The sequence below is a fragment of the Granulicella tundricola MP5ACTX9 genome (assembly GCF_000178975.2).
Lineage (GTDB): Bacteria > Acidobacteriota > Terriglobia > Terriglobales > Acidobacteriaceae > Edaphobacter > Edaphobacter tundricola.
Genome location: NC_015060.1, coordinates 70,756 through 88,030, shown reverse-complemented (window position 1 = coordinate 88,030; position 17,275 = coordinate 70,756). Strand labels below are relative to the sequence as shown.

The window sequence follows — 17,275 nt, the reverse complement described above, 5'->3', positions numbered from 1 at the left end:
CCTATAAACGGAGTTGTCGGCAACTTCCACCTGTTTGGCCGTTGAAAACGTCGCCATTGCCGAAAACAACGACTTTTGGGGCAGTAGACTTGTCTTGGGCCTATTGTGCTGAGAAGATGGTCACATGAGCACCGTGGGAATGAAGTCGGAGAGCTTCGCCGCAATCATCATTTTCGTGTTTCTCATGCCGCCGCTTTGGAGTTCTCTGTGGCATGAGCACCCGTGGTTGACGGTTGCTTGGCTCCTCTGTTGGTTAGGTGTTTTCATCGGCTACATTGCCCATGTAAGACGAGGGCGCAGGACCTTGAGCTAAATGTACGACCTTGCCGATGACGCGACCGTGCCGGAGTTCAGGTCTTAAATCGTTGAGCCGTCTTCGCCACGATCTTGGGCGAACTTATGCTGCATATCAGACCAGTCGATTTCGGCGCCAACAAACGCAGGAATGACTGCTGAGAAAACATGTCGGCCCATGAGCTAATTCCTGGAGTAGTAAGCCATCCAGCCTTGAAGCATGTCACGTGAACCAAACGGACAAACGCATAGCAACCGAACCAGTGAGCAGATATAAGACAAGGTTCCAAAGGCGGCCTCGTTTTTGCATCTTTGCCCAACGTTCGGGAGTGCGCCGGTCCTGAAACCATCTCCATGTCATGACTGGAGAATACAAGATTCGCAATCTCGCGAAAACGGCGATTGTCGGCAGCTTCTACCCGCTTGGACGGGGTAGGAACCATCGACGTTTCCGAAAACCTCGACTTTCAGTAAATGGGGACTTCTCCGTTGGGTCGGTCGAAGGGGGATTACAACCTGAATCACTCGGAGGAGCTAACATTGTCGACATGGCAGGTCACCGTAAAACAGGCGCTCTCCTCGTTGCACTCCTGTCCCTATTCCTTACGAATTCACGGGCGCAAGTCCGATTTGGATACAGCGGAGGTCTCGCAGGTGAAGCTAGCGCCGACATCGATCAGGAACTAAAGCTCGGCTCACCTGATCAGCGCGAGGGTTTGCTAAAACTCCTAGGCGTAGACGGAGCGATAGCTCATGATGCCGCAGCCGCCGTTCCGAACAGCAACATCCACATAGAGCCGATTGTCGGTTCCGAGGGCCGGCTTTTGTTCTTTCCATGTACCGGCCCTGGCAGCCCCTCTTCTCACTTGTACCTACTACGAACGACAAAGGAACACCGTTGGCACGTCGTGGCCGGTGAGAGATTTGATTGTTGGTGGAAGCCTACGTCATATGAGTTGATTAAGACTGAAGGCAAGGTTGATCAAAGTGTCCTTATACATCATGTAAACCGTGGGCATGGCTCAGGCATTGTGGAGGATCACATGCTGCTTTTTGAGGTGAGAGGCAATCTCTTGGCGAACGTGTTGGAGACAAAGGAGTACACGTCTGAGGACCGCATGGCTGAAGGGCCGATCGTTCAGCATTCAAGTACACTACTCCCTCTTCCAGACGGAAGCATCGAGGAAACACGGATAACGACCACTGTTGGATCCTCGACTAAGGGCGGGAAGTCTGAAACCGCTCCGGTGATGCAGAGCCATATAGCTCTAGCGGAGCGGCGACGGTGGCGATGGTCTGCAGGCGATAAGCATTATGTAGATGGAAGCTTTGCACCTGTTCCTTAGATGGCTAGGAGCATCGGCCACTCGCTAAACGCCATCCGCACGGCAGCTTCGCTCTCTCGGGAGCTTCATAATTGCCGAAAACCCGACTTTGCGGAGATGACGTTGAAGCTCTTCAGAAGGCGAAGCTAGCTTTCTCTGGTGTCAGGCCGTAATGTCTCCGAGATCGGGAACGGAGGCAATCCATGATTCATAGAATTGATCCACCACGAAGTTGGAATGGATCACAATCTTCGGGAAGCGTCTTGCCTTCGGGATAAGGACAGTTTGCGGTCCCTGCTTTCCCCAGCGGATCCGTTTTCCTATCACTTCGTTTCGATCCAGCTCTCGGAAGCCGAAGGTAAATTCAGTCCCGATCTTGGTGTCTGACAGGATGAGGACTCGACGCCAATAGCTTCGAGCCTGACTCGCGCCTATGATTGCGAGCCCGAGACCTGCGAGGGGGCCAAGATAAGCATTGAGCCAAGCAGTCATGCTGGGTCGAACGGGAAGCAAGGCATGTTCCACCGTCAGCAGAAAGAGACACGTCCCGACAAGCACATAAAACGAGCCTGCAACGAGGAAGAATCGTCTCAGTCTCTGCGATGGTCGATAGATGTGCGCGTTCGTGTCTTGTCTGAGATCCATACGCCGTCCAGGCAGATAGGTTACCGTCGATTGCGTGAGATGACCATGACGCATACGTGGGAGTTCCAACTGCGTTCCTTACAAACGGTGTTTGCGGAAGTCTCCTGGCGATGTTGCCGCAAACAACGACTTTGCGGGAGGTTTGACTACCTAGAGGGGCAGCCTCTCTTGTTGAAAGGTCGAGCGCCTTTATCCCTTGCCTCTTTCTCGGTGAGGTACTCCCCTGTCTTTGACTTGCCATACTGGCGTTCATAAGAGCAACGATAGTGGTTTCTTGCAGTGTCAAGCCAAACCCGAGATGCTCCGCTAGGCACAATCGGAAGATCGACGATATCCGGCTGTTTAGCCTGCACTGATTTATCTGAGACTATGCTCTGTTCTGTGACGGCGTTACGTGAGGGCTTGTTGCCAAAGAAGGAGGCAGCTAAGAATAACGTCATTAAAGCAACCATGGTGATCTCCGATTCGATCGTTACGAAGAGCATTATCACCGTTTACCTGCAGGTTTGGCTCGGATTGTCGTAAAACGGCGTTGTCGGAAACGTGCGCGTATCGGCCCTGATAAACGCATTCACACCAGCAGCGACCAAAAGCCTAACCGCTCGACTCCTTTTCGTCTCTGAAGAGTGGAATCAGTTTCGCCGCCGGCTTTCTTGAACTGAAGTCGAGCTGCTTCTGTTCATGACCTTTGGGATGCTGCTCACGCCATAGTTCCAAGAGCAGCGGCGGCATGGCCGAAAGCACTGCTTTTGTGCGGTGAACCTTCGCATGGCAGCCAGGGCACAGCGAAAGCATCAGCTTCAGGACCGATCTACCGGGTATCCGGTGGTGGACGATGATGGACCACTTGTCACGACCGGAAGCATCACAAACGCGGCAACGGTAGCCATCACGCTCCAGAACCGCTTCGCGCAGGCCACCGAAGTACTCCTCATCCTGCCGCTTCAAGGTGTAGCAGGTCGAGCACAAGCCCAATGCCAGGACCTTTGCTTTTCCGCATGGGCAGTGCATCACCCTTTGAGCGAGACGTGTCACTTCCCCGCCCCTTCCGGTTGAGCCTTAGCTCGTCCGATGTAGCGATAGACCGTCGTCCGATCCAATTGGAACTCACGCGCTAAGGCAGCTTTGCTTTCGCCCAAACCAAGCCGACGGGTCAACTCAGCGGCCCGATCCGGCGTCAACAGGCGCTTGCGACCTTTATAGACACCATCCCGCTTCGCCAGCTCAATCCCCTCCCGCTGGCGTTCCCGGCTCCACGCCACTTCGAACTCCGCGAACGAGCCCATCATATTAAGAAGCAACGTCGCCATCGGCGAGTCGTCGCCGGTCAGAGTTAGATTTTCTTTGATGAAACGGACCCCAATCTTCCGCGAAGTCAGTTCCCCGACTGTCTTCCGCAGGTCTACCAAATTCCGGCCCAGGCGATCCATCGAGTGACATACAACCGTGTCGCCTTCCCGGACGAACTTCATCAGAGCTTCGAGTTGGGGGCGTTGGATGTTCTTGCCCGAAGCTTTATCGAGGAATACGCGATCCACCTCCATCCCTTCGAGCTGGCGGTTCTCGTTCTGTTCAAAGCTGCTCACCCGCGCGTACCCGACAGTCTGTCCCTTCGGCGGGTGGTGTGTAGCATTAGGCTTTACTACTTTCGGCATTGCCTGTAGCATAAACCAGAAATTGTGATCTTCGGAGCTGTTTGGCGGGCATCCTTTAGGACTAAATGGCGGGGTGCGGTCCAGATCTGGAGGTTCCAGCTCAGTTTCCTTGCTTCAAGAACCATCCGCTCTCAGGCTTGTACGGACCAACCGTTGTCCGGGAGCCAAGAGACGCCGGCATCTGAAGGGCTTGGGTTTGGTCCTTTCTTTGGTCGTCGATTTCAACTGCAAACATAGGCATTGCGGTTGCCGCTTCAGACGCCGATAGAAACGACTTGCCGGCGAGAGTTGCTGCGAGTTTCCGAAAGGGTTCTTTCCGGCGATCAACCAAACTGGAGAGAGAAGCGACGAAGCTCGCTTGGCCAGGGTAACGGAGAGTGTCGTACTGGAGGGTTCCAGTTCTTCTATCCTCGGGCAAGAAACCAGCTTCCTGTTCTGCCAGCAGGAGCTTTTGCACGCTTGTGAACCCTGGGAGAGTAGAGCAAGAACTGTTGCTAAGTGCTCGACGCGTGGTGATAGAAGGCTCGCCAGGAACGAGGACTCCGTCTGCTGATCCCTGGTTATTCCAGTGCTGCTCGACTACATAAGTATAGGGTTGAGGCCAGCCTTGGGCCGGTTTAAGGCCGAAAGAGTCGCCGCACACTCCCCCTGAAAATGTGTCCTCGCGCTTCTGTTCGTCGTCAGTCACGCTTACTTTCAAGACGACGGTAGTCTCGTTCAGGAGAGTCGCAGTGAAGCCTGGCGGAGGTTGCAGGGCGAGGATGGCAGCGGCCATATGGATCATTTGCTGCTGTGCAAGGTGGTGCCAGTCGTAAGGTTGATCCGCTTTGTCCCGAGTTGCATACAAGACATCAGCGCGTTGGGAGCGCTCGGGCTCGGGCATGCCCGCGAAGAGGGTAAGGGCCTGAGCCGGAAAGTCCTGTAAGGCCGAAGTGATTGCCTCGTAAGGAACCCTTCCATGGAGTTGAATAACGGAATCAAGAACAACTTCCATGGAATCCAGACGCTGTTTTTGTTCAGGAGTTCTCGGGATGTAGTTCCCCCGCGCGTCATACTCCTGGGGCGGAATAGATTGATAGTTCTCGGCAAGGCTTGCGAGAAGAGGCAACGCGTCCCTATCGCCACACTTTGCGGCGAAGGCCGCACCCCAGGCGACCATACGAGGCTCGCCACTGCGCAGCCAGTGGTCGATCTTATCGTTTGAGGCTTGGGTTAGAGCAGTTTGAGCATAAGCGGCAAAAGACAGGGACGACAAGATGGCCAGCGCGAAAAGATGGGTCTTCCGATTGACGCTCATAATCTCTATACCTCTGCAGAAGATCTGATCGTGGTTCTGAAAGATGGACGACTGACGAGTAGAACTGGTATCGCCCAACGCCCGCGTTGATTATTCGAAGTCGCCTTTGAACGGCTTCTGGTATCAGTTCCTCTTACCCGGTGCTACGCAGCAGCGTGCGGTAGACCGTCGGTCGAGAAATGGAGAACAGTTCTGCCAGATCGCTGATCGTGTACTGACCTGTTCCATGCATGCGGCCGAGTTCCTTCTGCTGCTTGTCTGACAACTTTGGCTGTTTGCCACGCAGCCTACCTTTAGCGCGGGCTATCTTCATGCCCTCGCGCGTGCGCAGGCGAATCAGGTCGGCTTCGAACTCCGCGAAAGTCGCCAGGATATTGAAGAACATCTTGCCCATCGGATCGGCTGGATCGTAGCGGCTTTGGCCGAGAGCCAGTGTCACGCCCCGTGCTGCTAACTCATCTGCGATCGAGCGCGCATCAGGGACCGAGCGGGCGAGACGATCCAATTTCGGCACAACTAGCGTGTCCCCCTTGCGGACAGCGGCAAGCGCTTGGTTGAGCCCTGGCCTGGCCCGGTTCGTTCCGGTCAATCCGTGATCAACGTAGATCCGGTCCGCAGCCACACCTAAATCAGTGAGTGCTTCCCGTTGAGCGGTGAGGTCTTGCTTGTCCGTGGAGCATCGTGCGTAACCGATGAGAGTTTTTGGCATAAATTCGTAACGTTTAGCGGGCCTCATGTGAGAGTATCACCGTACCAGGTATATGAGACACCGTTTGCTGTGTTTCGAGTGGTGAATTGATCTTAGCCGAACGTCCGTTGAGGGATCGTCTTACGGACACCAGCGCAGATTGTGTTGACGGGTATCTTTCACTCCAAGAGCCTTTCGAGTTCGATTAGCATTATCGAGAAAGTCTGACGACCGCTAACGCCGTGGCTTGAAATGATTCAAACCATTCAAAGCCCCACGTCCGCTAATTCGGTTTATGTCCGGTCGATACAATTAGGCCATGATTGATCAGGGACAACTGCAAAGACTCGTCACCAAGTGGACCGCCGATAGCGACGGATACAGAGCTGAGGCGCAACGCTTGGAGTTGAACGACCGAAGCCGTCATGCAACGTCCATCGCGATGCTTGAAGCTTCTGCCCAGGCGATCGACCGCTGCATCCTCGAAATCAGGACTCTAGGCCGGTTCTAAATACCAGACTGCGGTGGAGGTAGTTCCCTCTGTCGGCGTTCTTGCTCAAAACGCCGTTTCTGAGGAGAGCCCAGCCTTCCTTCGTCTGCTAACACTACTGAGCCATTTGACTCGGAGGTCGGCTAGCGTAGGCTGACTCACGGTGGAGGCAGCGTGATATTGATAGCGGAGGGCAGGTCAGTCAGATATCTCCAGGCTTTGATGATGGTATCCCTCCTGCAAATTGTTGGGTGCAAGCAGGCCGCAATTCACCCCACGTTTATGGTCAGTAGTGTTGATCGGCAAATTACGGGAACGAGTGTTTTCCCGGTAGCAGTCGATCCAAACCTAGTAGGAACCTATCCTGTTGAGCCTGCTTCTGGCGGAGGATATTTTTATGATGACGTCCTCGAATATAGAGTGTGGCTGAATCCGAATAATGGGGCCGAACCGCTGAATGGCAGGAACGACTATTTCGTTGCCTTCGCCCAGTATGAAGCGGCGGCGGCTTTCTCTCGAAAAGCTTCAGGCGCATCCCCGCCGTTCGCGCTGGTTCGTCAGCTCGAATGGATAGAGGAACCGAACCATGGCGAATTCGTGCCGCAGAAGACGGAAAGAATTACCGAGTGGCAACTCGACTGGTTGAAAACCCAGAAGCGGACAGCAAAAAGCATCGATCAGTTCATGAAACATCCGTTTGAAGCCGGTCCATAGCAGACGCTCGCAAGCAAACCTGCGGCTCAATTCCCCAGGAGTCGCATTGTCGACAATGACGCCGTTCTTGGCGGTCGGGGCGCGCCGAACCTGCCCATAACGCCGTTTTCCTTGAATCATGGTTCCAGATACCGAAGGGCACCATTGCTCTCCGCCCGTGTTTAGACTTGTGCGATGAGGCGAAGAGGTTATCTGTTCATCGAGGCGATCCTAAGACTGTCAGCGGCAGCCGGGGGGCTATGGCTATTGGTCCTTGCAGCCGCAACCGCAGCTTGGGCAACGTCCCATATGGTTTGGTGGTGGATCTGGACCGTGACGGATGCGTCGGCTACAGTCGCTCTGCTTGTGGGGGTAGCGGCGGTAGGTTCGTCTCGTCGGGGCATCACCGCTTCTACGTTCTGTGGCGCGTGCACCGTAGCGGTTTTGGGGCTGGTTTCAATGCTGTCCCAAGGGAACCACTCAAGTGCGTCATTGCTGTTCGCTTTGATTCTGTTCGCACTCACAGTTTCGATGCCACTTTTTGTAGCCGCTTTCTGTGTGTATGACTTCCGTCGAGCCTGATGTCAGCGGTCCCCGCTCCTCGAAAGTCGTTGTTTTCGGAAACGTCGATGGTTCCTACCCCGTCCAAGCGGGTAGAAGCTGCCGACAATCGCCGTTTTCGCGAGATTGCGAATCTTGTATTCTCCAGTCATGACATGGAGATGGTTTCAGGACCGGCGCACTCCCGAACGTTGGGCAAAGATGCAAAAACGAGGCCGCCTTTGGAACCTTGTCTTGAATCTGCTCATTTGGTTCGGTTGCTATGCGTTTGTCCGTTTGGTTCACGTGACATGCTTCAAGGCTGGATGGCTTGCTACTCCAGGAATTAGCTCATGGGCCGACATGTTTTTCTCAGCGGTCATTCCTGCGTTTGTTGGCGCCGAAATCGACTGGTCTGATATGCAGCATAAGTTCGCCCAAGATCGTGGCGAAGACGGCTCAACGATTTAAGACCTGAACTCCGGCACGGTCGCGTCATCGGCAAGGTCGAACATTTAGCTCAAGGTCCTGCGCCCTCGTCTTACATGGGCAATGTAGCCGATGAAAACACCTAACCAACAGAGGAGCCAAGCAACCGTCAACCACGGGTGCTCATGCCACAGAGAACTCCAAAGCGGCGGCATGAGAAACACGAAAATGATGATTGCGGCGAAGCTCTCCGACTTCATTCCCACGGTGCTCATGTGACCATCTTCTCAGCACAATAGGCCCAAGACAAGTCTACTGCCCCAAAAGTCGGTGTTTCGGCAGTCTCACACGCTTTGGCATCCAGGGATATACTGCCGCAATGCCGAAGACTAGTGGGCTCAAGCTCGAGCAAGTTCGATGGATTGGGTTCGTTCGGGGGTGCGGACGAAAAGTTGGACTTGTTTATGCTGCAAGTCCTAGTTTCTCCCGATATTCGAGAGGGCTGAGTGAGCCAAGTGAGATCTTGATCCGCTTTTCGTTATACCAGCGGATGTAAGCATCAACTTCCTTGATGAATTGCTCGATGCTCGTAGTCTTCCAGTTCCGAGAGTAGAAGAACTCCGTTTTTAGTCGCCCGAAGAAGCCTTCGCAGGCTGCGTTATCGGGGGTACAGCCTTTACGCGACATCGAGCGGACGAGACCTGCATCGCTTATCCGTGTCAGCCACCCAGGCCAGCGATAATGAGCACCGCGATCGGAGTGGATCACAGGTCGGCTGTCACGCTTGGCCATCGTCTCGATGGCAGCATCCAGCATGGTGTTCACGAACTCGGCGTCTGGACGCATGCCGATCGACCAGCTGATCACCAACCCATCAAAGCAGTCGATGATCGGCGATAGATATACCTTGCCGGCTGAGATCTGGAACTCGGTGATGTCGGTGAGCCACTTCTCATTCGGGGCTGCGGCCCGAAAGTCGCGGTTGATGAGGTTCTCTGGAGCAGGGCTGATTTCTCCCAGGTAAGATCCGTAGCGACGGCGTCTCGCAGTGGAAACTGCCAGACCTTCCTGTTTCATCAGACGCCGCAAGACTTTCTCTGAGAGAGAAATATTCCGTCTAACCAGGGCCGCTCGCATCCGGCGATAGCCGTAACAGGAGTGATTCCCTTTGAATATCTCGGTAATGACATCACGCAGGCCGGCATACTTCTCAGCGACTTGTAGTCGTGCCCGGTGATAAAAGTAGGAACTGCGGGCGAGTCCCAGGGCACCGAAGAGTTGCGACAGCGGGTAAGTTTGTCTCAGGGCATCAACCAACAACGTCTTTTCCCGGTTGGTCAGCAGATGCAGGTCGATGCCCAGATCTTTTTTTAGTAATTCATTGGCTTTCTTCAAGAGGTCGTATTCCAGCTGCAACTGCTGGATATCGCGCTGGAGAGATTCGACTTGCCCTTCCAGGGCTGTCCGCTCAGAAGCAAGCGGTGGGTCGTTGTGGCGTTTCATGGTTGTGGGAACCTCACGACCGAGCAGCTCATTCTTCCAGTTGTACAACGTGGGCCTGCTCACGCCTACCCTTTGAGCAATGACGCGTGCACTCTCCTGTCGCATGCACAGCTCGATGACTGCAGCCTCTTTCGTCTCTCGAGGCTGAGGGAGAGCTCCGACTTTTCCAACAATGCGTTTTCTGGCTTCGGGCCGCTGCTCATCGACCCACCTTGCCAGCGTCCCGCGCCCGGGATATGCGAGAGATTTCGAGGTCCAGGCCAGACACTGACCATGATTCAGATAGTGATCCACGGCCGCTTGCTTCTCCTCAGCCGAATACTTCGGCCTCAAACGCACATAGCCCGCGGGTAAATCATGACCTCGTTGGTATTGCTTATGCCATCTGTTCAAAGCCCTAATTGTCGGGTAACCCAGCTGACGGACGGTAGCTGCGCCGCGTTTGCCGAGCTCTACATAGAGACGAACCGCCCGAATGCGATCTTCGTAGGAATACATGGACTACCTCCAAAGAGTCCAACTTTTCGTCCGCACCCCCTTCTTGCCGGATCAATCAGTCTCTATGTCTCCATCTTCGGCACGATCTTTATGGATTCTGTCCCGGAATCGAGTGCTGGCCGCACACCTTTGCATGGACGCTTCTTACGCCGTGCTTACTCCTCGCCATCTGGTCGATGCGTGCTGCCGCAATCGCGGACGTACTTCTTCTTCTCGCGCACGTCTTAACTGAAGTCCATGTCTACCAGGCAGGACTCAGCGCAAATACCCTTTGGGGAACAGATGCGGCGCTGGATAAGTGCTTATGGATCGCAGTCTCTATTCTTGTCGTTTCGGCCTTCACGCCGAATCGTTCGCCACAGAAGGACCATGTATCGAGCTAAGCTCCCGGGAAGTCGTGTTGTCGGCAATCTCGGCCGACCAAGGTCGGCTCGGCGGGGCCGAAGTTTCCCAGAACGCCGTTTGGAAGGAACGCAGTTGGAACTCCCACGTATGCGTCATGGTCATCTCACGCAATCGACGGTAACCTATCTGCCTGGACGGCGTATGGATCTCAGACAAGACACGAACGCGCACATCTATCGACCATCGCAGAGACTGAGACGATTCTTCCTCGTTGCGGGCTCGTTTTATGTGCTTGTCGGGACGTGTCTCTTTCTGCTGACGGTGGAACATGCCTTGCTTCCCGTTCGACCCAGCATGACTGCTTGGCTCAATGCTTATCTTGGCCCCCTCGCAGGTCTCGGGCTCGCAATCATAGGCGCGAGTCAGGCTCGAAGCTATTGGCGTCGAGTCCTCATCCTGTCAGACACCAAGATCGGGACTGAATTTACCTTCGGCTTCCGAGAGCTGGATCGAAACGAAGTGATAGGAAAACGGATCCGCTGGGGAAAGCAGGGACCGCAAACTGTCCTTATCCCGAAGGCAAGACGCTTCCCGAAGATTGTGATCCATTCCAACTTCGTGGTGGATCAATTCTATGAATCATGGATTGCCTCCGTTCCCGATCTCGGAGACATTACGGCCTGACACCAGAGAAAGCTAGCTTCGCCTTCTGAAGAGCTTCAACGTCATCTCCGAAAAGTCGTGTTTTCGGCAACGTTACTGCTGGTGGCCGTGGGATGCGAAGTTTAGATCGCCCCGTGTGCGGGAGTTTGTCGAAGATTTCACAAGGGAGAGGACGAGAGGCGTTCTCTACGAGTTAGGCGACTGCCTCGGGGCCGCCGATCGCTGGGTTCTGTTTTTCGTTGTCGGTGGCGAACCAGTCCGTCGGGGTCTCTTTGCCGCATGCCTTGCGCTCGAGCCTGTCCGCCTTATCGAGGTCATAGATGGAAGCCTGCCATTGTTGGTAGTAGTCATCTAGTCGGAACATCGACTCATTCACATAGACCCGCGAATCGCCTCGACGGTAGAGGTATATTCCGCTTGTACCCCGACCCGCCGCAGATCGACGGCCAGAAATTTCCGTAAACGGAATGAAATGACTTCTGAATCCGTTGTCGACTTCAACCCACGCATTCGTGATCGTCAGGCGCCACTGGAATGTTCGAATCATCCCGAAAAGTCCTAGAACCAAGAAGGTCGCTGCTACGACTAGGTTGACTGTGATGCTCATGCCCTGATGTGCAAGCCTCACACGGAGATGCGGAACAATCATCCCCGTGCAGAGCCAAGCACCTATAGAGGACACTATCGCGGCCGATATCACGCTCACTGCCATGTTTCCCGATGACGCGCGGTACCGGTGAACATCAAGCGATTGATCATCTGGCAAGCTCGTTTTGGCAGGTATGCTTGTGGCCACGTCCCAAGTATGGCTCAGTTGCGGCTTGTCGTGCATCCCGCTAAAGTCCCAGCTACGGCATTCCGCAGGGTCGTTAGGGCGGAAACGAACGTCGCGAAAAGTCGGCGTTTTCGGCAATCATAGCGTCTTGACCGTTTGAGAGGGGCGAAGTTGGCGACAATGCCGTTTTCCGTGCACGAGCGCATCGTGTCACTCTTCCCGATATCATTCTATTTTCCGGAGAACTAACGGGTGATTGCCGAACAGCTTGGAGAGAGATATAAGAAGACGCTGACTGTGTAGCGGGCCTCGCGCATGATGATGAAATATAAGTCAAAACGAATGTTGCTGGCCTTCGGTGCGCTGGCGTGTCTCGCAGTGGCCGTGAGTTGTTATCTGGGTCTTAGGTATGCCCAAACAGCGGGGGCCATAGGAGATATAAGAATTCACCGGCTGCCCCTTAGAGGAGACCCCTACTCAGTCACAATTTCTCCAGACGGCAGCACGGTTGCCACGCTAGGTTTCGTAAGTGGCGCCCCAGCGGATGCAATTGAAATCTGGGATGTGACTTCTGGACATGAGGTGAATAAAGTCTATTTACCAAAGGTGTCCTGGGATAAAGGAGGTCAATTGAGGGTGTCGCCGCTGCTGCAATTCTGTGATCAAGGCAAGTACCTTGCGGCATTCGACAGGCTAAACAAGATCTACATCATCGATACAAAAGATTACACCGTCCATGCCGCAATTGCATTGGCTGAAATACCCGTGGGATTACATCAAGGCGGTACTCCTCGACCCTTGCGGGAAGTGAGCGGGTATAACGCGATTGAACTTAGTTGCTCCGCTGGTAGCGCCTTTGCGGCATTGCGAGTCTGGATGAACGGTAAGAACGTCGTTAAAGTATTCGATTTTGATGCCGGTGCTGAAACAGCGGACCTGACTGAGAGCTTCGATGGGATTCAAGGGGACGGAGTGGCGATCTCGCCAGACGGATCGAAGGTAGCGGCGGATGTTTGGAACATGCAGCCAGCAGGTCCATACGACGAGTACGATGAAGTGGCAGAAGTGGTAGATCGCGCTAGTGGAAAGTTGATACAGCGGCTGGATTTCGGGGATCGAAAAGGGTTAAACCGATATCAGCTCTCGTTTAGCGGAGAAAATGCGTTGGTCGTCGGCTTACCGCTATGCCAAAAGGTAATGTGCGACGACAGTGTGATGCCCTATGGGCGCACGATTCGAGTCTTGGAGCCACAGTCCAAGGAACAAATCAAGACGTTTGGTGCGGAAGGGGCGGAGGCATACCGATTTTCGGGCGCGTCGGCCGATGGCCGCGAGGTATTTGGTTATACCGGGGTGGAGAAGTTCTGCAGAGACTGCAATGGCGTTTCGGGTGAGTTGAAGATCACGAACGCGCGATTTACAGTTTGGGACCGCGAGAGCGGAAAGATTCTAGTGCGGTCCCCTAAGTTGCGGGTCCAGCAGCATAAATGTCATTGGCTCGTGCTGGGAGCCTGTGAAGACAGCGAATCAGTACCTGACCTGCAACTGAGCGACAACGGCAAGTCAGTCGTTGCACTCTGGCCGAACTTCGACCGCCCCGGCCAGGACAAGCTCGTGGGAGAGATTCAGGTCTTTTCATGGCGTTGAGCGGTAAACTTGGCTGATGTTCCGGACGAATTGCTAACCTTCCATTTAGGCGGCTCCCGCAAAGTCGTTGTTTTCGGAAGTCTCAGGTTTTGGGTGTTTGTGGGGAGCCTGATCATGGGTGCGCGGCAAGGGAGGCCGCCTCCATGACTCAGAAGCGCAAGCCGAAAACCCGTTCGACGAGGACGATCTTACGCCTGCCGGACCTCGACCACTCTAAAAGTTCTGTCCTGCAGAGCCTGGGCTCTGCAGCCTCCAAGCGAACCTATGGCGCTGCGATCGAGGACTTCATCACCTGGTACTGCTCCGAGCCACGGCTTGCCTTTGGACGAACGGTGGTTCTGAGGTATCGGTACGAGCTGGAAAGCCGCCGTCTTGCTCCGGCGACGATCAATCTCGGGCTTGCCGCCGTGCGTCGGCTAGCCTATGAGGCGTCAGACAATGGCCTTCTCAACCCGGATCTCGCCGCCGGCATTCGCCGTGTAAAGGGAGTAAAGCGGCTTGGCATGCGTCTCGGCAACTGGCTCACCGCCGATCAAGGAAAGAAGCTGCTCGCGGTGCCGGCGAGCAATTCCACCAGGGACAAGCGGGATTATGCCGTTCTGGCCCTTCTTCTGGGCTGTGGGCTTCGTAGAGCAGAGCTGACTTCCCTCACCCTGGGTCACCAGCAGCGTGATGGGCATTGGGCGATCGTCAATCTCTTTGGTAAGTGCGGACACATTCGAACGGTGCCTGTTCCGAGCTGGGTCAAGGTAGCACTGGACCGGTGGGTCATCGCCGCTTCCATCAGTGAAGGCGCGATCTTCAGGCGTGTGAGCCGCACCGGAACGGTCTGGGGGCCACGCATTAGCGAAAAGCTTGTCTGGTGGATCGTCAGACGACGAGCGGAGACTGCGGGAATCGAAAAATTGGCTCCTCACGACCTCCGTCGCACCTGTGCCCGGCTGTGCCATGCTGCCGGAGGCGAATTGGAGCAAATCCAGTTTCTGCTCGGTCATCGCTCGGCAGAGACGACGGAACGCTACCTCGGCTCACGCCAGCGCCTCGCCTCTGCGGTCAACGACAAGATCGGCCTGGAGCCAGATTCTGGGGGGCCATAGGCGCGCCACTGCCGAAAACCAGACTTTGCAAGAGGCTACAATCCTATGCAAGAGGCCGATCTTCGATGCGTCTTACGTGGCTTTTCATTTGTATCGGTGTCATCTTGGCATTTCCACCGGTCGTAGCTTTAGTTGCTCTGTTACGTTCCGGCCGGTCGGTTGTCTCAGGTGACAATCGAGTCGCGGAGCAGCAGCGCGTGGGACTGCAACTCTTGTTGACGCAAGCTCTTGTGCCGCCCCTGCAAGTGCTTCCTCTTCTGCGAAGTGTCACATCCGCTCCAAGTACAGTTGCCGCCACCAGCACTTTGCTTCTTCCGTTCGCCTCACTTCTCCTTGGTTGTTGCTCGATGTACTTCTTGATTCGTTACAGTCGAGGTCTGTCGCGCTTCCCATTACCGTCGCTGAACCTACTGGTTTTCACCTTTACAGTCGCGCTCTTGATTGCAGCAGGGGCGACAGCCTGATAGTCACTGCCTCAGAAACGGGGTTCTGAGCAACTTCGGCCAATCCCGGATGGCGGAATGGGCGAGATTGCTCAAAGCAACGACTTCGCGGGAACGTCAAGGTCTCAGACGTGGCCTAGAGACCAAGCAATTTTGCTTGCTTCTGAGGCAAGGAGGATAAGCTCGCCCCCAAACGGGGGATGGTCTCGCTGCCTGATGGACGTCATACTGCGATGGGCTGTCAATGGTTGAATTGCTGCCAAAACCTGAAGCGGTATGAGAGGCTGAGGTTCGATCAAGACCATGGGAGCTTCAAAAGCACTACTCTGCTTATGTCTCACGTCGTTCGGGTTGCTAGCGCAGGCGCAGGTAGATAACGTTCAGCTTCAGATTGTCAGGTTGCAGGATGCCGATCCGGTCGTTCGCACGATTGCCGTAATAGCGCTAGGTCAGTTCAAGGATGCTCGAGCAATCGATCCACTGCTGGCGTCCCTGAAGGATCCTGATTCGCTGGTGCGGATGATTGCGGCTTCTTCACTGAGTGGTTTTAAGGAGCCGAGGGAGGTGCCACCGCTGATAGCAGCCCTGAGCGATCCGAACGGAGATGTGTCCATGGCGGCGGGGTTCACCCTGGGCGACCTGCAAGATCCTCGTGCGATCCCGGCGATGATCAGCGCACTCGCTGATCATCGCGGCGGAGGAATGAGCCTTACACGGATGGGACACGCTGCGGTTCCGGCGTTGATCGAAGCGCTTCACGATAGCAATCCCAAAGTGAGAGGCGGGGTCGCAGAGGCGCTCGCCACGCTCAAGGACTCTGCTGCCGTGACGCCGCTCCTGGCGGCAATTCATGATCCGGATGCCGCGGTAAGGCGCTCTGTGGTGGTCGCTCTCAGCTCATTTCACGATTCGCGGACGGCAGATACTGTCATGGCGGAGACGAAGGATCCGGATGCCACCGTTCGTGAGGTTGTCGTGCGGTTGCTGGATCGCATGGATGATCCGCGGGCATTTGCTGCTCTGCTGGCAGCGACTCACGATCCGGTGCGGGCGGTGCAGCTCAGTGCCTGGGGCGCGCTTGGGCAGTCAGGAGATCCGCGAGCGGTGGCTCCGTTGATCGATGCACTGAAAAGCGATGACGCTGGGATTCGTGCCAATGCCATCGGTTGGCTAATGCGATTTCATCAGCCGGAGGTGGTCCCGGTGTTGATGGCGGAGTACAGGAGCATCCCGGATCGAAGCACGCGGCTGCGAGCGCTCGAGGGGTTGGGAATTCCAGGGGACAGAGCAGTCACAGACTTCTTGATTGCTGCACTTGCAGATGGAGACTCCGGCGTCCGGATGACGGCGGCGAAGTCCCTGGGCAAGACGCAGGATGTGCGTGCGGTAAAGGCGCTGAGTGCAGGCCTTGTGAGCCCGTCCAACAATGACAAGCAACCGTTTTACCAGGCACTGGCGCATATGGGGCCCGCGGCTTATGAATGGCTGCTGGAGCAGGTGCACGACTCGCGGAGCTGCCCCCAGGCAGTCGGCTACCTGGCTGCCACGCATGATCCTCGAGCGGTTACGGAGTTAGTTGCCTTGCTCCATACGCCTTACTCGGGTCCGGATGCGCCGGGACTCGTGGGGATGGCTACCCGTCTGGACATGGAGAGGGCGGCTGCTAGAGCTCATGAGGTGACCGGTACATGCTTCTTTGCGGCGGCAAAGGTTCTGGCAGCTCTTCACGACGAGCGGGTCATCGCGCCTCTGATGGAGTCGCTGAAAACTCCTCATTCCGGGCGGGGGCAAGTTCCAGATCTCCTGAGGGTGTTTGGGCCAGCGGTTGTCGAACCGATGATCGCACTGTTTCATGATGCCGATCAGGAGACCAGGCGACTGGCCGCGCTGACGCTTGCTTTTGTGCCTGAGGCTCGGCTGGATGCTGCGCTGAAGAAGAAACGAGATACTGCGCTGAGGACGGCGTTGAGAGAGCTGAACCTCGCGGTGCTTGCCGGGGACTACCGATATTATGTGGTCCTTGGCGAGCTGGGATCAGAGGATTCGCTGGCCAGGGCGCTGAAGAGATTTGACAATACGATGGAGGCCCAGGAGATGGCGGAGACCTTCCTGACCTGCGGGGATGTGCTGCTAGAAGATGCGGGGTTTGCCTGGGGACGCGAGCGCCACTTTCACATGACGCCGAGTTCGTACGGCGTTGTCTGGGGACGTGGTGTCGAGCAGGCTCGTGGGGACACTCAGAAGTAGG

Annotated in this window: 16 protein-coding genes; 8 read left to right on the top strand and 8 right to left on the bottom strand. The window is 55.5% G+C overall.

The features are described from left to right. Positions 1 to 842: 842 nt before the first annotated feature. The gene (locus tag ACIX9_RS23155; RefSeq protein WP_041598292.1) at positions 843 to 1,640 is read left to right on the top strand and encodes a hypothetical protein; all 798 of its coding nucleotides are present in this window, start codon (positions 843 to 845) and stop codon (positions 1,638 to 1,640) included. 141 nt (positions 1,641 to 1,781) lie between these two features. On the opposite strand, the gene ACIX9_RS23150 is transcribed toward ACIX9_RS23155, so the two are convergent. The 6 genes from ACIX9_RS23150 to ACIX9_RS23130 form a co-directional block, all read right to left on the bottom strand. Next, entirely contained in the window at positions 1,782 to 2,333 is a 552-nt protein-coding gene (locus ACIX9_RS23150; RefSeq protein ID WP_157478416.1) for a hypothetical protein, read from the bottom strand. A gap of 77 nt (positions 2,334 to 2,410) precedes the next feature. Next, entirely contained in the window at positions 2,411 to 2,749 is a 339-nt protein-coding gene (locus ACIX9_RS25305; RefSeq protein ID WP_013573318.1) for a hypothetical protein, read from the bottom strand. A gap of 109 nt (positions 2,750 to 2,858) precedes the next feature. Then, on the bottom strand, positions 2,859 to 3,212 hold the full coding sequence (locus ACIX9_RS23145; protein ID WP_232298995.1) for an HNH endonuclease: 354 nt from the start codon (positions 3,210 to 3,212) through the stop codon (positions 2,859 to 2,861). Between the two features lie 83 nt (positions 3,213 to 3,295). Further along, positions 3,296 to 3,931, bottom strand: a complete 636-nt coding sequence (locus ACIX9_RS23140) for a recombinase family protein (RefSeq protein WP_013573316.1) — start codon at positions 3,929 to 3,931, stop codon at positions 3,296 to 3,298. Positions 3,932 to 4,019: 88 nt separating this feature from the next. Then, positions 4,020 to 5,216 carry a hypothetical protein gene (locus tag ACIX9_RS23135; RefSeq protein ID WP_013573315.1) on the bottom strand — a complete coding sequence of 399 codons (1,197 nt, stop codon included), beginning with the start codon at positions 5,214 to 5,216 and terminating at the stop codon, positions 4,020 to 4,022. A gap of 133 nt (positions 5,217 to 5,349) precedes the next feature. Then, a complete protein-coding gene (locus tag ACIX9_RS23130) occupies positions 5,350 to 5,925 on the bottom strand; it encodes a recombinase family protein (RefSeq protein ID WP_041598289.1) in 576 nt (191 codons plus the stop codon). Positions 5,926 to 6,223: 298 nt separating this feature from the next. Here ACIX9_RS23130 and ACIX9_RS26630 point away from each other — a divergent pair, with 298 nt between their 5' ends. The 3 genes from ACIX9_RS26630 to ACIX9_RS26195 all read left to right on the top strand — a co-directional run bounded on the left by ACIX9_RS26630 (position 6,224) and on the right by ACIX9_RS26195 (position 8,098). Beyond that, on the top strand, positions 6,224 to 6,415 hold the full coding sequence (locus ACIX9_RS26630; RefSeq protein WP_041598288.1) for a hypothetical protein: 192 nt from the start codon (positions 6,224 to 6,226) through the stop codon (positions 6,413 to 6,415). A 201-nt stretch (positions 6,416 to 6,616) separates the two neighbouring features. Then, a complete protein-coding gene (locus tag ACIX9_RS23120) occupies positions 6,617 to 7,108 on the top strand; it encodes a hypothetical protein (protein WP_013573313.1) in 492 nt (163 codons plus the stop codon). 690 nt (positions 7,109 to 7,798) lie between these two features. Further along, positions 7,799 to 8,098, top strand: coding sequence for a hypothetical protein (locus tag ACIX9_RS26195; protein WP_198152266.1), 300 nt, complete (start codon positions 7,799 to 7,801; stop codon positions 8,096 to 8,098). A 420-nt stretch (positions 8,099 to 8,518) separates the two neighbouring features. On the opposite strand, the gene ACIX9_RS23110 is transcribed toward ACIX9_RS26195, so the two are convergent. Then, positions 8,519 to 10,057 (bottom strand): IS3 family transposase, encoded by a 1,539-nt coding sequence (locus ACIX9_RS23110; RefSeq protein WP_013573312.1) that lies wholly within the window; start codon positions 10,055 to 10,057, stop codon positions 8,519 to 8,521. Between the two features lie 477 nt (positions 10,058 to 10,534). On the opposite strand from ACIX9_RS23110, the gene ACIX9_RS23105 reads away from it, so the two are divergent. Beyond that, positions 10,535 to 11,086, top strand: coding sequence for a hypothetical protein (locus ACIX9_RS23105; RefSeq protein ID WP_157478416.1), 552 nt, complete (start codon positions 10,535 to 10,537; stop codon positions 11,084 to 11,086). Positions 11,087 to 11,258: 172 nt separating this feature from the next. Here ACIX9_RS23105 and ACIX9_RS26625 read toward each other — a convergent pair whose 3' ends face one another. After that, the gene (locus ACIX9_RS26625) at positions 11,259 to 11,672 is read right to left on the bottom strand and encodes a hypothetical protein (RefSeq protein ID WP_198152265.1); all 414 of its coding nucleotides are present in this window, start codon (positions 11,670 to 11,672) and stop codon (positions 11,259 to 11,261) included. Between the two features lie 483 nt (positions 11,673 to 12,155). Here ACIX9_RS26625 and ACIX9_RS23095 point away from each other — a divergent pair, with 483 nt between their 5' ends. The 3 genes from ACIX9_RS23095 to ACIX9_RS23085 all read left to right on the top strand — a co-directional run bounded on the left by ACIX9_RS23095 (position 12,156) and on the right by ACIX9_RS23085 (position 17,274). Further along, positions 12,156 to 13,487, top strand: coding sequence for a WD40 repeat domain-containing protein (locus tag ACIX9_RS23095; RefSeq protein ID WP_013573309.1), 1,332 nt, complete (start codon positions 12,156 to 12,158; stop codon positions 13,485 to 13,487). A 143-nt stretch (positions 13,488 to 13,630) separates the two neighbouring features. Continuing rightward, positions 13,631 to 14,584 carry a tyrosine-type recombinase/integrase gene (locus ACIX9_RS23090; protein WP_013573308.1) on the top strand — a complete coding sequence of 318 codons (954 nt, stop codon included), beginning with the start codon at positions 13,631 to 13,633 and terminating at the stop codon, positions 14,582 to 14,584. Between the two features lie 746 nt (positions 14,585 to 15,330). Beyond that, complete coding sequence (locus ACIX9_RS23085) at positions 15,331 to 17,274, top strand: HEAT repeat domain-containing protein (RefSeq protein WP_013573307.1); 1,944 nt, start codon at positions 15,331 to 15,333, stop codon at positions 17,272 to 17,274. Position 17,275: the final 1 nt, after the last annotated feature.

Excerpts from the sequence above, each read along its gene's own strand:
- ACIX9_RS23130 (WP_041598289.1), bottom strand. The coding sequence starts at position 5,925 with ATGCCAAAAACTCTCATCGGTTACGCACGATGCTCCACGGACAAGCAA.
- ACIX9_RS23085 (WP_013573307.1), top strand. The coding sequence starts at position 15,331 with ATGGGAGCTTCAAAAGCACTACTCTGCTTATGTCTCACGTCGTTCGGG.
- ACIX9_RS23095 (WP_013573309.1), top strand. The coding sequence starts at position 12,156 with ATGATGATGAAATATAAGTCAAAACGAATGTTGCTGGCCTTCGGTGCG.
- ACIX9_RS23120 (WP_013573313.1), top strand. The coding sequence starts at position 6,617 with ATGATGGTATCCCTCCTGCAAATTGTTGGGTGCAAGCAGGCCGCAATT.
- ACIX9_RS23110 (WP_013573312.1), bottom strand. The coding sequence starts at position 10,057 with ATGTATTCCTACGAAGATCGCATTCGGGCGGTTCGTCTCTATGTAGAG.
- ACIX9_RS23155 (WP_041598292.1), top strand. The coding sequence starts at position 843 with ATGGCAGGTCACCGTAAAACAGGCGCTCTCCTCGTTGCACTCCTGTCC.
- ACIX9_RS23140 (WP_013573316.1), bottom strand. The coding sequence starts at position 3,931 with ATGCTACAGGCAATGCCGAAAGTAGTAAAGCCTAATGCTACACACCAC.
- ACIX9_RS23135 (WP_013573315.1), bottom strand. The coding sequence starts at position 5,216 with ATGAGCGTCAATCGGAAGACCCATCTTTTCGCGCTGGCCATCTTGTCG.
- ACIX9_RS25305 (WP_013573318.1), bottom strand. The coding sequence starts at position 2,749 with ATGCTCTTCGTAACGATCGAATCGGAGATCACCATGGTTGCTTTAATG.
- ACIX9_RS26195 (WP_198152266.1), top strand. The coding sequence starts at position 7,799 with ATGACATGGAGATGGTTTCAGGACCGGCGCACTCCCGAACGTTGGGCA.
- ACIX9_RS26625 (WP_198152265.1), bottom strand. The coding sequence starts at position 11,672 with ATGAGCATCACAGTCAACCTAGTCGTAGCAGCGACCTTCTTGGTTCTA.
- ACIX9_RS26630 (WP_041598288.1), top strand. The coding sequence starts at position 6,224 with ATGATTGATCAGGGACAACTGCAAAGACTCGTCACCAAGTGGACCGCC.
- ACIX9_RS23090 (WP_013573308.1), top strand. The coding sequence starts at position 13,631 with ATGACTCAGAAGCGCAAGCCGAAAACCCGTTCGACGAGGACGATCTTA.